General features: G+C 60.8%; 13 protein-coding genes. 2 read left to right on the top strand and 11 right to left on the bottom strand.

Features of this window, described 5'->3' with window-relative positions; all coding sequences use genetic code 11:
- Nucleotides 1–29: 29 nt before the first annotated feature.
- On the top strand, nucleotides 30–1988 hold the full coding sequence (locus tag QM609_RS11840; protein ID WP_238587987.1) for a glycoside hydrolase family 71 protein: 1959 nt from the start codon (nucleotides 30–32) through the stop codon (nucleotides 1986–1988).
- 30 nt (nucleotides 1989–2018) lie between these two features.
- On the opposite strand, the gene QM609_RS11835 is transcribed toward QM609_RS11840, so the two are convergent.
- From QM609_RS11835 to QM609_RS11810, 6 genes are all read right to left on the bottom strand, one after another.
- Complete coding sequence (locus QM609_RS11835; protein ID WP_076948570.1) at nucleotides 2019–3479, bottom strand: MFS transporter; 1461 nt, start codon at nucleotides 3477–3479, stop codon at nucleotides 2019–2021.
- Complete coding sequence (locus tag QM609_RS11830) at nucleotides 3476–4324, bottom strand: mycofactocin-coupled SDR family oxidoreductase (protein WP_003945658.1); 849 nt, start codon at nucleotides 4322–4324, stop codon at nucleotides 3476–3478. The genes QM609_RS11835 and QM609_RS11830 overlap by 4 nt, the downstream gene beginning before the upstream one ends.
- Before the next feature lie 103 nt (nucleotides 4325–4427).
- Nucleotides 4428–5621, bottom strand: coding sequence for a methyl acetate hydrolase AcmB (acmB, locus tag QM609_RS11825; RefSeq protein ID WP_064111503.1), 1194 nt, complete (start codon nucleotides 5619–5621; stop codon nucleotides 4428–4430).
- A gap of 126 nt (nucleotides 5622–5747) precedes the next feature.
- The gene (locus QM609_RS11820; RefSeq protein ID WP_047269632.1) at nucleotides 5748–6158 is read right to left on the bottom strand and encodes a VOC family protein; all 411 of its coding nucleotides are present in this window, start codon (nucleotides 6156–6158) and stop codon (nucleotides 5748–5750) included.
- 134 nt (nucleotides 6159–6292) lie between these two features.
- A complete protein-coding gene (locus QM609_RS11815) occupies nucleotides 6293–7294 on the bottom strand; it encodes an AraC family transcriptional regulator (RefSeq protein ID WP_007734026.1) in 1002 nt (333 codons plus the stop codon).
- A 31-nt stretch (nucleotides 7295–7325) separates the two neighbouring features.
- Nucleotides 7326–7892 (bottom strand): GNAT family N-acetyltransferase, encoded by a 567-nt coding sequence (locus tag QM609_RS11810; protein WP_076948569.1) that lies wholly within the window; start codon nucleotides 7890–7892, stop codon nucleotides 7326–7328.
- 85 nt (nucleotides 7893–7977) lie between these two features.
- Here QM609_RS11810 and QM609_RS11805 point away from each other — a divergent pair, with 85 nt between their 5' ends.
- Nucleotides 7978–9282: an HNH endonuclease signature motif containing protein gene (locus QM609_RS11805; RefSeq protein ID WP_118606820.1), complete on the top strand. Its 1305-nt coding sequence runs from the start codon at nucleotides 7978–7980 to the stop codon at nucleotides 9280–9282.
- A gap of 111 nt (nucleotides 9283–9393) precedes the next feature.
- Here QM609_RS11805 and QM609_RS11800 read toward each other — a convergent pair whose 3' ends face one another.
- Genes QM609_RS11800 through QM609_RS11780 form a run of 5 tightly spaced genes read right to left on the bottom strand, consistent with a single transcriptional unit; the run spans nucleotide 9394 to nucleotide 14188 of the window.
- Nucleotides 9394–10563, bottom strand: a complete 1170-nt coding sequence (locus tag QM609_RS11800; protein ID WP_019746856.1) for a lipid-transfer protein — start codon at nucleotides 10561–10563, stop codon at nucleotides 9394–9396.
- Complete coding sequence (locus QM609_RS11795; protein WP_042920527.1) at nucleotides 10560–11000, bottom strand: MaoC family dehydratase; 441 nt, start codon at nucleotides 10998–11000, stop codon at nucleotides 10560–10562. Before QM609_RS11795 ends, QM609_RS11800 begins: the two co-directional genes overlap by 4 nt.
- Before the next feature lie 2 nt (nucleotides 11001–11002).
- Entirely contained in the window at nucleotides 11003–12004 is a 1002-nt protein-coding gene (locus QM609_RS11790; protein WP_051649499.1) for a bifunctional MaoC family dehydratase N-terminal/OB-fold nucleic acid binding domain-containing protein, read from the bottom strand.
- Nucleotides 12005–12011: 7 nt separating this feature from the next.
- Nucleotides 12012–13163, bottom strand: coding sequence for an acyl-CoA dehydrogenase family protein (locus QM609_RS11785; RefSeq protein WP_050657066.1), 1152 nt, complete (start codon nucleotides 13161–13163; stop codon nucleotides 12012–12014).
- Nucleotides 13148–14188, bottom strand: coding sequence for an acyl-CoA dehydrogenase family protein (locus QM609_RS11780; protein ID WP_050657065.1), 1041 nt, complete (start codon nucleotides 14186–14188; stop codon nucleotides 13148–13150). Before QM609_RS11780 ends, QM609_RS11785 begins: the two co-directional genes overlap by 16 nt.
- Between the last annotated feature and the right edge of the window lie 66 nt (nucleotides 14189–14254).

Raw genomic sequence — 14254 nt, 5'->3', positions numbered from 1 at the left:
GGTAATCCGTCGGTAGTCCGTTCCCCAGTGTGACCCAGGAGGCCGACACATTCCAGGAAATTTCGTCAGTTGCCCGGCTGCAATCACCTCCCTGGTTTCGCCGGTGCCTTTCGGCCACGAGGTACGGAACAGACCACACGTCCCAGTCCTGTCCAATACAGCCGATAAATTTCACCGACCTTTCGACGGATATATACCGCAAAGAAAAACCCGAAATTCTTGAACAAAGACCGCTTTCAGGTATTCATGATGAACGCGGCAGCGTTACACTCGTACAGCAAGTGACACTCGGGCCGGTGACGGTTGACTTATGGTGTCGAATCTCGAATTACAAATCAGACAGAGGCCGAAAAGAATTGAATCACCGATTCAGTGCACGCGGGGAAGACTCACACTTCGGGGGATCGAGAAAGGCTGACTGTGCCATGAGTATCAGAACTCGATACATCCGAACTCCGTGGATCCGAAAAACGGCGAAATATTCCTTCGAGACCATCTGCTTCACCCTGGCCGTGATTATCTCGGCCGCACTGATCGCCGCGTACAACACACAACCACGCTCCGCGCCGACGTACACGCCGGCCTCGTTCTCGGCGAATCCTGAATCTGCAGCGCTGCCCTTCGACATTCCACCCAAGTCGGCACTGAACGGAAAGTTGGTTTTCGCTCACTACTTCCCGCCCTATCCGGTTTCGATCGACAATGCGAATCCGTCTGGCGATTACTATGCGACACAATATCTTACGGTCAACGGCGAGAACAACAAACACGTTCGCTACGGAGGATTCCTCCGCGATCGGCCGACACCGCGGCAACCCATCGCCGATACGCAGTGGCGCCAACGCGACCTCGAAAACGAAGTTCGTTCGGCAATCGCCGCGGGCATCGACGGATTCTCCGTCGACATCATCGCCAAGGCAACCGACACCAGTTGGTGGGGTTCCACCGTGCCCACCGCCCTGATCAAAGCGGCCGCAGCAGTCGATCCGAATTTCAAGATCATGCTCATGCCTGATATGAACGGCGCGTTCAAAAACATGACCGCAGCTCAAATGGCAGCAGAGATGAAACCGTATTCGACCATGGCATCATCGTTCAAATTGAACGACGGACGACTAGTGATCTCGCCATTTCTTGCCGAAAACAAGACTGCGGGCTGGTGGTCGGAGTTCATCACTATTATGAAAAATTCTTACGGAATAAATGTGGCATTTGTTCCGGTTTTCCTCGACGCAGCAGCCAACCGGAATTCTTTTGCATCGATCAGCTACGGGATGTCGAATTGGGGTAACCGAAATCCGGCAGGAAATCCGCTCTCGGGCTCGAACCCGAACTCTCCGATGGGGCTTGCTGCTGCCGCTCACTCCTTGGGAAAGATATGGATGCAGCCAGTCGCCTTCCAAGATGTTCGTCCGAGTCAGTCGATCTACGACGAGGCACAGAATTCACAGAATCTGCAGAACATGTGGCAGATTGCGATTGCGTCCAACAGTGAATGGGTACAGCTCGTCACCTGGAACGACTACAGCGAGGGAACGTCGTTCGCACCCAGCGCCGGTCATGGGCGCGCGTTACTCGACATGAGTTCCTACGGGCTGTACAGCTTCCGCTCCGGCGCCTCACCCGCGATTGTTCGCGACACCGCGTATCTCGTCTATCGCAATCAGTCGGTCTCCGCGGTCCCCGTCAATCGCTCTGCTGCCCCTATGACACTGCGCCAATGGTCATCCCCCGCTCGCGATACCGTCGAGGTTCTCACCTTCTTGACCGCTCCCGCAGTCGTCAAAGTGACGGTGGGAACCACGATTACCACCTGCAATGCCCCGGCCGGGATGAGCAGCTGCATCGCCCCGTTGAAAGTAGGTTCCATCAAGGCCTCTGTCGTTCGCGGCACTACCGAGGTGTCTCGGGTGAGTTCGCACGCGGCGGTGACGGCCACACCGTACAACCAGAATCTCGAGTACCTGGTCGATTCCAGTCGGAGATAACGGTGACGAAGATCGGGTGAGTCCGTCGACTCACCCGATCTTCGTTGCGCCATCGGTTTCGGCTGCAATTGGTAACTCGGGCCGCGATACCGCCCCCGTCCGCTCCACCCTCACTGCCAAGGTCACCGCGGCCGCCAGTGCCGATACGCCCGCTCCGATCCAGTACAAAACCGCGAACGAATGCAGGGTCGGCACAGTGCTCGCACCGATCACCACCGTCGAACCGGCCAATACCGCTGCCGCAACGGCGCTTCCGGTGGAGGTACCGACCGAACGGAGCAGGCTGTTGAATCCGTTGGCCGAGGCGGTCTGATGGATCGGCGCAGATTCGGTGATCAGAGTCGGCATGGCTGCCAGGGAAAATGCCACACCGGCCGATACCACGGCAGCGCCGATCACGATATTGACCAGCGTCGGCGTCAACAGCACACGCAAGACGTATCCGATTGCGATGACGATCGCTCCTGAGGCCAACGTGGCCTTCGCTCCCCATCGCCTCGTCACCTTCGACGACACCGGCGCCAATCCGATCATCAGGACTCCGCCCGGCATCATCGCCAGTCCGGCTTCGGCAGCCGAGAGTCCGAGACCGTCCGCCGACGCCAGGGGCAACTGAAGTTCCTGCGTTGCCGCCAACGCGCTGATGAACATGGCAAAACCGAGTAATACTGCGCAGACGTTCGAAACCAGAATCGGAGCGCGAAGGGAAGTCCGCAGATCGACCAGCGGTGCCGGCGTGTGCAGTTCCCACGGAATCCATCCACAGAGCAAGACCACGCCGGACGCGATCAGAACCAGAACCTCGGGGCTTGCCCAGCCCCATTCGGTTCCTTTCGAAACGGCCAGCAGCAGTGCAGTCATAGCGAGCGTGAGGACTGTGGCTCCCAGAAAGTCGAAGCGTCCGCGACTCTTCACAGCCGATTCCGGCACCACCAGAGGCAAGACGACTATCAGTACGACCCCGAATCCACCGGTGACCCAGAAAAGCGCGGGTAGCCCCCAGTGCGCCGAGATCACCCCCGCCATCGGCATACCGAACATGCCGCCGATCCCCAACGTCGCACTCATGAGAGCTACTGCACCACTGAGCTTTTCCGGAGGAAGGACATCGCGCATGATGCTGATTCCGACGGGCAGAAGTGCCGTCGCGAACCCCTGCAACGAGCGTCCGAGGATCAGTAACCAGAAACTCTGGCTGAGCGCAGCAACCATGCAGCCGACGATCATCACGGCAAGGCAGACGAGCATCATCGCGCGCTTTCCGAACATGTCGGCGAGTCTGCCGATGAGAGGGGTCGCGACGGCACCGGTCAGCAATGTCGAGGTCACCAGCCAGGAAGCGGTGGACGACGATACTCCCGATGCCGTCGCGAACGCAGGCAGGACCGGCACCACCAAGGTCTGTTGCAGCGCGACCACCACACCGCTCAGACTCAGGACGCCGACGACCCACGCGGTCCGCGCTTTCGCGCGAACAGTCTTGTCCGTCAAGCGTTCGAGCGAGCGGCTACTCCGGCGTCGACAGGAACCACGATGCCACTCATGTGGGCACTCGCGTCGGCGGCGAGGAACAGGACTACTCGCGTGATCTCGAAGGGATCCAGCCAACCGACCGGCTGCGCATGCAGAGTCGCGTACACGGGTTCGACGTCGTCTGCCGTCGGCGATTCGAGGTCAGGCCGCATCATCGCGTACATCATGTCGTTGTGAATCATCGGCGTCGAGATGTTCCCCGGTGCAATAGCATTCACGGTCACACCCGAGTTTGCCAGTTCGAGCGACACACTCTTCGTCAAACCGATGACGCCCCACTTGGAGGCGCCGTACGCAGCCATCTGGGTGCCACCGGAGCGACCCATCATCGAGGAAATCGTGATGATGCGACCGTAACCGCGTTCCGCCATTCCACCTGACACGGCTGCAACGGTGTTGAACACACCGGTCAGGTTCGACGAGATGACTTCGTTCCACTGCGCCGACGTCATCGACGTGATCGGAGCGGGCACGGACACACCGGCATTCGCGACGGCGATGTCGACACGGCCGAACTCGGCTTCAGCGCGGGCAACGAGCGCGTCCATTGCGTCGCGATCAGCAGTGTCTGCCTTGACGGCAATGCACCGACGACCGGTGGCTTCCACCAAACGAACGGTTTCCTTCAGATCCTCCTCGTTTGCGAGGGGGTAGGCGACGACATCACTGTTCTCGCACCGGTCGCAGATCACGATGTCCGCGCCACGCTCCGCGAATGCGACAGCGTGGGCGCGCCCCTGACCGCGTGCGGCGCCGGTGATCAGTGCAACTTTTCCTTCGAAGCTGCCTTCGAGGCTGTTCATGCCGTCTCCTAGTTCGTCGTATGCAAGCGTGCGCTGTACTGCATGCGTACTCCGAACCCGCCCGAAAGAAACAGTCGATCCCGGACAGCGGGAATCCAGCCGATCACTGGTAAACGGCGGTCTCGAATTCCAGGTATCCGTTGATGGATCCAGCGTCCGCGAACGGCAGAATCTGCGTTGCCCAGAACCCGCCGACGCCGGTCTGCCGGTCGATCCAGTAATAGAGGTTGGCAAGACCCGCCCAAGCCAGCGATCCGGCCGGCCTACCGGTGGGTGCCACCTCTTCATTTGTCATGAAGGAGTATGCCCATCCTTTGGGTACACCGGGGAAGAATTCCGCATCGTTGGACAGCGTCGGGAGAACTCCGGGCAACAACCCCACGTGCTGGCCTTCGAGCCCGTTCTGAACGGCTGCAGCTACCGTCTCCGACGACAACACGCGACCCGAAGTGCCCGCGCCGTCGTTGAGCCACATACGGATGAACTTCATGTAGTCGCCGACAGTGCCGTGCAAACCGTGACCACCCATGTGCACCTCGGGTTCGGCCGGAAGCTCGAATCCGATGAGCGGAGTGAGGCTTCCGTCGCTCTCGCGCTGATGGATCGGTGCAAGTCGATCCTTCATCGACGGGCTCATCGTGAATGCCGTATCCGTCATCTCGAGAGGTTCGAAGATGCGCTCGCGCATGACATCGCCGAGTCGCTGACCTCGAATCGACTCGACGACCTGTCCGGCCCAGTCGATGTTGGTGCCGTACTCCCACTTCTCACCCGGGTCGAAGAGCAGCGGTGTCGTGAGCGCCGCTTTGCTACACGTGATCACGCTGGGCTGCCCATGTTCCTGCGAGAGCCGGTTGTACGACTCGTTGAAGAAGTCGTAGCCGAACCCTGCAGTGTGAAGGAGCAGCATGCGAGTGGTGATGTCACGCTTGGGTTCCCGAAGAACGGGGTTTCCGCCGGCGTCGAAACCGTCCAGGACCTTCAGCTCACCGATGTCGGGAACATAGGTCGCTGCAGGTGCATCGAGATCGAGCAACCCCTCCTCCACACATTGCAGGACAGCGGTACCGGTAATCGCCTTGGTGGTGGAGAAGAGCGCAAAGGTTGTATCGAGGGTCATCGGTTCGCCGTGACCGAGAGCCCGCTCACCGGCTGCACCCTCGTAGATGTTGCCTTCTCGATCCGTGATCATCGCGACGACACCCGGGACTCGGTCAGCCCGCTGAGTTGCTCGCGCCAGCACGTCGTCGAGGTGCTGCTTCGAAAGGGGCTTCCGCGCAATATCTTCGATCGTCACTGCATTTCTCCATCCGACTTGCAACTTATCTTGTCGAACAGAATGTAACGGCGATCACATACCCGGTTCTGCCTCGAAACGGCAGTAAAACTGTCTCGTTTCGGCAGAACCGGGCAGAGCTTGGAGTCAGCTCTGGGGCGCTCCGATATTCACCAGCCAGGAAATGCCGAATTTGTCTGTACAGGCGCCGAATTCGTCGCCCCACATCTGCTTCTCGAGTGGAACGCTCACCGTTCCCGTTCCCGACAACTGCTCCCAGTACCCGCGCAGCACATCGCCGTCGTCGCCGCTGAGGCTGACCGTGATGTTGTCGCCGGGGTTGTACGGCATGCCGGGCGGAGTGTCGGCACCCATCAGGGTGTATCCCTGATCGGTTTCGAGCATTCCGTGCATGATCTTGTCGCCGCCTTCACCGGGATTGCCGAACTCACCGAACGTGCTCAGCGCCAGCGTGCCACCAAAGATTTCTTTGTAGAACTCCAACGCCTCACGGGCATTGCCGTTGAAGCTGATGTACGGATTGAGTCGAGTTGCCATGACGTACTCCTAGCTCGTGGGATTGCTGTCACGTTCGATTTCAATCCTTGCAGAACGCTCCGACACGAAACAACGGATCACGGCAGTTCATCGAGTGCGTAAAACGATCGTCATGACCGTTCAAACAACTGTCCTCAGAGTCGATTCCGGGTCTCGGAAGGCAACTCTCCGAACCGTTTCCGGTATGTGGCCGCAAACATACCCAGATTGACGTAGCCCCAGGCGTTGGCGATTTCGGAGACGGTTCTCCCGTCGGAACGCAACAGTTCGCCGCGTACACCCTCCAACCGACGCGCGCGCAATCGTTGCCCCGGCGTGGTGTCTCGGTACCGTCGAAATCCCGCAGTGAGCGCCCGGACACTGACACCCACCGCAGCCGCGATCTCCGATGCCGTCGGCACCGAGCGAGCAAACGTATCGATGTACTCCTCTGCAGATCGCACGTAGGCAGGTTCGGCGGAGGCGACGTCGACGCCGAGTTGCAGCCCGGCCTGCGTCGCCCACTCGTCGAGAAGCTGAGCCGCGATGAGTTCTTGAACTCTGGCACCCAGCCTTTCGCTCGACATCGCCTCAGGCGACTCTGCAATTGCGCGAACGACGTAGTCCATCAATGCCAGCCAACTCGAGCCCCGCCCGCCGATGGTGCACTTGTGCCGCCACAGACGGTCGTCGGGAACCGACCCGAACCATTGCATGGCGTGATCGGCGACAAGCTGATGCGGCACAGTGAGATTCAGCTGCAGATGATCTTCGTCGAATTCGACGAAGTAGTCGGTCCGGCTACAGTCGGCGACAAAGGTCTCCCCCACGGCAGTATTCACCGCAGTTCCTCCGCCGAGGGCATGTCGACCGTTGCCTCTGATAGTCGTCAGAACCAGAATGTTTCCGGCCTCAGGCGAACATTCACCGACGGAGACCGGAATCCCGTAACAGAATCTGGTGACGTCGATCTTGCCGACTGCCGCGGAGTACATGTCCGAAGCCGGCTTCAACCGACTTCCGATCGGCGTGACCGTATACGGCATGTAGATGTTGTCGGACCACTCCTTGATGCGGTCCCAGTCCCGAGAAAAGGCCTGGTGATGCTGCATAGTGGGCCGGCCGGCCGCGTCGATGAGCAAGGCATCCTCGAACATGGTTCGAGTATCGCACCAGGGCCCGGGAAGGTCACGCGAAGTGAGCTGACGTGATCTCTGGCTGTACGGCGGCGGGTCGTGTTGCAGCAAAAAGCAGCGAATCCACCGCGGTCCCCCGGATCACCATGTGTGCCCTCATTCGCCCCTCCTCCTCCATTCCGATTTTGGTGAGCACCGACGCCGACGCCGAATTCTCCGGACGACACGTTGCCTGCACTCGCTGCGCTCCGAAGCGAGCAAAGGCGAATTCCAGAACCGCGCGCCCCGCCTCCGACGCATAGCCCCGCCCTTGGAACTTCGGGTTCACGACAAAACCGAGTTCCGCCCGCCGGTGCGCGGCGGATACTTCCCACACAGCTATCGAGCCGATGACTGCTCCATCGGCCTTCGACGTGATGGCCAGGGTGAACGTGCGACGTTCGACGAGCGCAGCTTCGAGTGCCGCGTCCGCCAGGAATGCCCTGGTCACCGCGGGGGTGTTCGGCCCCCAATCAACATATCTACAGACGGCAGGGTCGGACGCGTACTGATGGACGGCACCTTCATCCGCGGCAGTGAAATCTCGAAGAACAAGGCGTTCCGTAGTCAACGTGAACATCCAGCGATCCTAGAGCGAGCCCAAAAGCACCTCTTGACTCGAACGCATGTTCGAGTATGATTTGGGGAGGGGATCGGGGGATTCAATGAGTGTCTTGTTGTCGGACGTGGTTTCGGGTTCTGCGGTGGGGTTACGCGGACGTCTGTGGCAGTTGTCGGCTGCTGAGTTACGTGCGGCTGCGGTGTCGGCGAGCGCGGAGATTCTTCGTCTCGAGGCTGTGCGGGTGGCAGTGGTCGACGAACTCTCGATGCGCCCGGATGATCAGGTGATCGCCAGCCGCGGGGTCGGTTCGTGGTTGGCGGCCAACACGATGCTGCAGGTTCGGGACGGGAAGAAGATCGCCGCATTGGGTGCGGCTTTGCGGCCGTTTCCGGCTGTGGCGGCTCGGTTCGATGGCGGGGATTGCTCGTTCGAGCATGCCGTGTTGATCGTGGCGTTCTGCGAATCACCACCGAAAGGCATGCCGGAGGAGGCGCTACCGAAGTGCATCGACCTACTGTTGGCTGCTGCATCCGGTGTCGAGTCCACGACCACGAAGGTGCGGAACGTGATCGCGACCTTGGAGCGGTTGTTCGAATCGGATGAGATTCCACCCGCCGAAGACGTCGACCGGAACGAGTTGCGGATCGCGTCGACATTGAACGGTCGAGTGGTGATGCGCGGTGATTTCGACGCCCTCACCGGCGAAATGCTGTTGTCTGCGTTGTCGAATCTGACGATGCCCACCCCGGCACCGGACGGAACCCCCGATGCCCGGTCGGCGGCGAAACGCACGGCCGACGGGTTCACCGAACTGATCCGCCGCTATCTCGATTGCGCCAAGACCGGCACCGATGGTGGTCAGCGTCCGCACGTGAACGTGCACATCAACGCTCGCGATCTTGCGGAGCACCGGGACTGCGCCGCAACACCCTCCACTTCTGATGACGGAATGGCTGTATCGGATCTCGATGTCGGGCACATGCCCTGGCTCGGACCACTGTCCGTGTCACAGACCAGACTCCTCGGCTGCGACTGCTTCCTCTCCACCGTCCTGCTCGACGATCACGGCGCACCGCTCGATGCGAAACCAGGAAAGAGGTTGGTCACCGCCGATCAACGCGTCGCGTTGATCGCCCGAGACAAGGGCTGCGCCTTCCCCGGCTGCACATGCGTACCCGCCTGGACCGATGCGCACCACATTAAGCACTGGGCCAACGGTGGCCCGACGGTGATGAACAACCTGGTCCTGCTGTGCCGTTCACATCACCGGCTGATGCACCGCAAATCCGGGTTCGTCGGGAAATGGAAAATCCGCATCGGCGCCGACAACAAACCCTGGTTCATCCCGCCACCCTCGATCGACCCCGGACAGCAACCCAGGCCGGCGAACACCACCTTCAAAACCTGAGAGGTCAAACCTCTTTGGCGACAACAGAACACGAACCGAGCACCGCATCGAAGGAGACCTCGATGCGGTGCCAACCGGCCGTGACGCTTGATGAAGCTGTGCCCACGATAATCAGCGAGTCAGCACAAGCCCCGATGTCGGAACGCCCGTTCCCGCAGTCACCAGTACATTCTCGACGGAGTCGACCTGGTTGACCGAAGTACCGCGGATCTGCCGAACACCCTCGGCGATACCGTTCATCCCGTGAATGTATGCCTCGCCGAGCTGTCCACCATGGGTGTTGATCGGAAGCTTGCCGCCGAGTTCGATTGCGCCACCGGCGATGAAGTCCTTTGCCTCTCCCCTGCCACAGAAACCGAGTTCCTCGAGCTGCATCAGAACATAGGGCGTGAAGTGGTCGTAGAAGATCGCCGTCTGCATGTCCGACGGGCGCAGCCCACTTTGTGACCAGAGCTGATCGCCGACAAGGCCCATCTCCGGTAGGCCGGTCAAACCGTCGCGGTAATAGCTGGTCATGATGTATTGATCTGCCCCGCTGCCCTGTGCGGCGGCAGCGATAACGGCGGGGGTGTTCTTCAGATCTTTGGCTCGTTCTGGCGAGGTGACGACGATCGCGATGCCGCCGTCGGACTCCTGGCAGCAATCGAGAAGATGCAAAGGTTCGGCGATGAACCGCGAATTCTGATGGTCCTCGAGGGTAATCGGTTTTCCGTAGAAGAACGCCTTCGGATTGGTGGCTGCATGCTTACGGTCCGCGACGGCGATTCGACCGAAGTCCTCGCTGGACGCTCCGTATACGTGCATGTATCGCTGCGCGACCATCGCGACAAACGATGCAGGAGTACCCAATCCGTGAGGATAGGAAAAGGCGTTATCCGTGCCCGACGAATTGACCTGCGCCACAAGGCCGGAGTTCACCTGCCCGAAACGCGCACCCGATCGCTCGTTGAACGCGCGGTAAGCGACGACGACGTCTGCGACGCCGGTGGCAACAGCCATGGCGGCCTGCTGAATCGTCGCCGCAGCGGCACCGCCTCCGTAGTGAATGCGGCTGAAGAACTTGAGGTTCGGAATCCCCACCGAACGAGCTACTGCCACTTCGGTGTTGGTGTCCATGGTGAACGAGGTAAGACCGTCGACGTCGGCGGGTGTCAGACCGGCGTCGTCCAACGCGGCTTGAACAGCCTCGGCGGCCAGTCGCAGTTCACTGCGACCGGAGTCCTTCGAGAAATCCGTGGCTCCGATTCCGACGATCGCTGCCTTGCCGGACAATGCGCTCATTCAATGTCTCCGTTTTCAGTGTCTCCATTCGAGCCCGACGCCGGAAATGCCAGTGTGACCTGTGCGGTGATGTGATCTCCCAGGCTGTTCTTGCCGACCACCGCGAGTGACACGAGATCCTCGTCGTAGGAGGTCACCGTTCCGGAGAGCGTCAAGGTGTCGTAGGCGTACCAGGGGACTCCGAGGCGGAGTTTGATCGACGTGAGTACAGCCCGCGGTCCTGCCCAATCGGTCACGAATCGCTGCACCAAGCCGGTGTCGGTGAGGATGTTGACGAAGATGTCCTTCGAGCCGCGTTTCTGTGCGAGATCGCGGTCGTGGTGAACATCTTGAAAATCGCGGGTAGCGAGCGCCGCCGAGACCACAAACGTCGGGTCGCCGTAAATCGAAAGCTGCGGAAGAACCTCTCCCACAGTGATATCCGTCGTCGAAGTCATCGTCACTCCTTCACCGCAGAAACCGCAGACACCGCAGACACAGAAACCGGCTGCCAGGCGTACAGAGTCCAGGGAGTTCCCCCGGTCTCGTCGTCTCCGGGGAAGTCGAGGTAGATCGCCTCCACCTCCATTCCGATCGACACACTCGACGGATCGACGCCGCGCAATTCGCCGAGCATCCGCACACCCTCGGGCAGTTCGACCAGGGCCACGACGAACGGCAACGACCGACCAGGAACCTTGGGGGCGTGGTGAACGACAAAGCTGAAGACCGTTCCCCGACCTGACGCGACCACGTAGTCGGTCTGCTCCGACTTGTCTTTCCAGATCGCGGGCACCGGCGGGTGCTGTACCGACCCGTCCGCACGCAGTTGAATACGTAACTCGTGTGCGGCGACACCGTCCCAGAAGAACTGCGTGTCGAGGGATGCTGTCGGACGCAGCATTCGAGATGCGTCCAGGTCCGCAGGCACGTCAGTGGAGGAACTCTCGCTGACTGGCGGCGCGAACTTCAAGATCCGGAACATCATCTCCGAGACCAGTTCTTCGCCGACCCGCCAGAAGCTACGGGTAGTGAAGAACCACCCTTCACCAAGACCTGTCTTCTTGGGTCCCACTACGTCTTCCAACACCGAGGAGATGGTGACTTCTTCACCCGGCTTCAAGTAGCGGTGGTAGATCTGATCGCAGTTGGTCGCGACGACGGAGGTGAATCCGGCCTCGTCGAGGATGTCCGTCATCCGGCCCAACGGGTCGTCGGCTTCTCGAATTGCCCCCAGACCGCGCATCGTCCATACCTGCGCCATCGCCGGCGGTGCGACTATTCCGTCGTGTCCGGCGGCGCGGGCAGCCGATTCGTCGACGTAGATCGGGTTCTCGTCACCTATCGCCTCGACCCAGTTGCGGATCATCGGCAGGTTCACGGGGTCCCGGCCGGCGCGAGGAGCGCTTGGCCCGTCCTCTCGAACCCGCTCGGCAGCAGTGAGAATGGGATCTGACACGATTTGTTTCCTATCTCGGAACGCGAGGAAGCTTCAGGCCGGCGGTGGCGATCAATTCGCGCATCACCTCGTTGACTCCACCGCCGAAGGTGATCACCAGGTTGCGCTTGATCTGCATGTCCAGCCACTCCATGAGATCAGCAGTTTCGGGATCGATCGGATTTCCGTACCGCCCGACGATCTCTTCCGCCAGTCGACCGACCCGCTGGATACGCTCGGTCGCAAACACTTTGGTTGCCGAAGCGTCGGCGATATCCACCGACTCCGAATCACTCGACGCCACTTGCCAGTTGAGCAGTTCGTTGAGGCGGTACGTCGCATGTATTTCGCCGAGCGCGCGCCGTACGTCAATGTGATCAAGCAGGTTTTCACGCTTGGCCCAATCGAAGACGTGGTCGTAAATCCCTGCGACACGACCTGCCGGACCGAGCATGACGCGCTCGTGGTTGAGCTGCGTCGTGATCAAGCGCCAGCCCTGATTCTCCTCACCCACAAGCATGTTCGCCGGAACGCGAACGTCCTCGTAGTAGGTGGCGTTGACGTGATGCGCACCGTCGCAGGTGATGATCGGGGTCCAGGTGTAGCCGGGATCTTTGGTGTCCATGATCAGGATGGAGATGCCGCGGTGCCGTGAATCGGCAGACCCTGTCCGCACGGCGAGCCACACGTAATCGGCGTCATGCCCGCCGGTGGTGAAAATCTTCTGGCCGTTGACGACGTACTCGTCACCATTTCGTGCCGCCGAAGTGCGCAGTGCTGCAAGGTCGGTGCCGGCTTCCGGTTCGGTGTAGCCGATCGCGAAGTGCACTTCACCGGCGAGGATCGCGGGCAGGAATTTCTGCTTCTGCTCCTCGCTGCCGTACTTCTGCAGAGTCGGGCCGACGGTCTGCAACGTCACCGAAGGCAGTGGGACATCCGCCCGCACAGCCTCGTTGACAAAAATCTGCTGCTCGACTTCACCGAACCCACGTCCGCCGAACTCCACCGGCCAGCCGACGCCGAGCCAGCCGTCCTTGCCCATACGACGGATGACCTCGCGATAGGTAGGGCCATGCCGCTCCACGCGCATGATCTTGGCCTCTTCGGGCGAGATCAGCGTCGAGAAGTAGCGTCGAAGTTCAGCTTGCAATGCGCGCTGACTGTCGGTCAGATCGATGAACACCGGGCCCCCACGAGGTCGAGTCGCTGCGAAGCACCGCCGAGCAGGCGTGCCAGGTCTTTTGCAGTCGAGTAGTAACGATGAAGTGGATACGTGACGTCGACGCCCAGACCGCCGTGCAGGTGGTGAAGCACCTGCATCGTGGCAGGCACTTCTTGGGCGATCCAGTACGCCATGACGTCGAGGTCCGACTGGGCGTCCAGGCCCTCCGACACGCGCCAGGACGCCGACAACGCCGCGACGTGAAGGGTCCGAGAGGTGACGTACGCGTCGGCTATCTGTTGTGAGACTGCCTGGAACGTGGCGAGCGGCTTACCGAATTGCTCACGCGAGCCGACATGCGCCGCAGTGAGATCGACGGCACCGGACACCAAACCATCTGCAACGGCTCCGATGCTTGCCGTGGCGATCCGGTACAGCGTCTGGACGGCTTCCTCGCCGGCACCGAGAAGTTCACCGACTGCCTCGTCCATGGTGACTGCGAACTCGGGACTGCCGGACGCACTGGGAGTCGGCGTCAATGCGACGCCGGCGGCGGTCGGATCGACGAGAACGACTCCGGCGTCGGTGGGCACAAGAATTCTGTGTGCGCTCGCCGCGAAAGGCACGGCAAGCACCGTCCCGCTGACGCGATACCAGTCGCCCGACTGATGGGCGGTGGTCGACGGCTGTGCCGGGAACTGCTGACCCGGCTCACCGAGCGCCGCGGTGAACACCCGTCCGGCGCCGACTCCGGTGAGCAATTCGTCCTGTTGAGCGTCGGTCCCCAGTGCGACTATGGGGAGTACACCGAAGCCGAGGGTTGCGAGAGCCGGAATTGGAGCGGCGGCCCGGCCGACCTCGACGAGGAGGGAACCGACGTCGGCGACGGAGAGTCCCTCGCCGCCCAGACGCTCGGGCAGGGCCAACGTGAGCAGGTCGGCATCGGCGAATGCCGCCCAAAGCGCGTCCGGCTCCAGTTCGCGGGCAAGGAGCGCGGTAGCCACCTCGGCTACCGCTTCCTGGGTTTCATCGGGAGTGAAGTCCACGCTGGCAATCCTGTCTCTGATGTAGAACGTGTTCTAGTTGTATCACCAACGTGGACATTTCTAAAG

The sequence above is a fragment of the Rhodococcus sp. IEGM 1302 genome (assembly GCF_030056935.1).
GTDB classification, from domain to species: domain Bacteria; phylum Actinomycetota; class Actinomycetes; order Mycobacteriales; family Mycobacteriaceae; genus Rhodococcus_F; species Rhodococcus_F qingshengii.
This window is presented reverse-complemented; position numbering and strand designations above follow the sequence as displayed.

What these genes read in the sequence shown, in the direction of transcription:
- QM609_RS11830 (WP_003945658.1), bottom strand. Translation starts at nt 4,324, where the DNA reads ATGAACAGCCTCGAAGGCAGCTTCGAAGGAAAAGTTGCACTGATCACC.
- QM609_RS11820 (WP_047269632.1), bottom strand. Translation starts at nt 6,158, where the DNA reads ATGGCAACTCGACTCAATCCGTACATCAGCTTCAACGGCAATGCCCGT.
- QM609_RS11815 (WP_007734026.1), bottom strand. Translation starts at nt 7,294, where the DNA reads ATGTTCGAGGATGCCTTGCTCATCGACGCGGCCGGCCGGCCCACTATG.
- QM609_RS11810 (WP_076948569.1), bottom strand. Translation starts at nt 7,892, where the DNA reads ATGTTCACGTTGACTACGGAACGCCTTGTTCTTCGAGATTTCACTGCC.
- QM609_RS11805 (WP_118606820.1), top strand. Translation starts at nt 7,978, where the DNA reads ATGAGTGTCTTGTTGTCGGACGTGGTTTCGGGTTCTGCGGTGGGGTTA.
- QM609_RS11800 (WP_019746856.1), bottom strand. Translation starts at nt 10,563, where the DNA reads ATGAGCGCATTGTCCGGCAAGGCAGCGATCGTCGGAATCGGAGCCACG.
- QM609_RS11795 (WP_042920527.1), bottom strand. Translation starts at nt 11,000, where the DNA reads ATGACTTCGACGACGGATATCACTGTGGGAGAGGTTCTTCCGCAGCTT.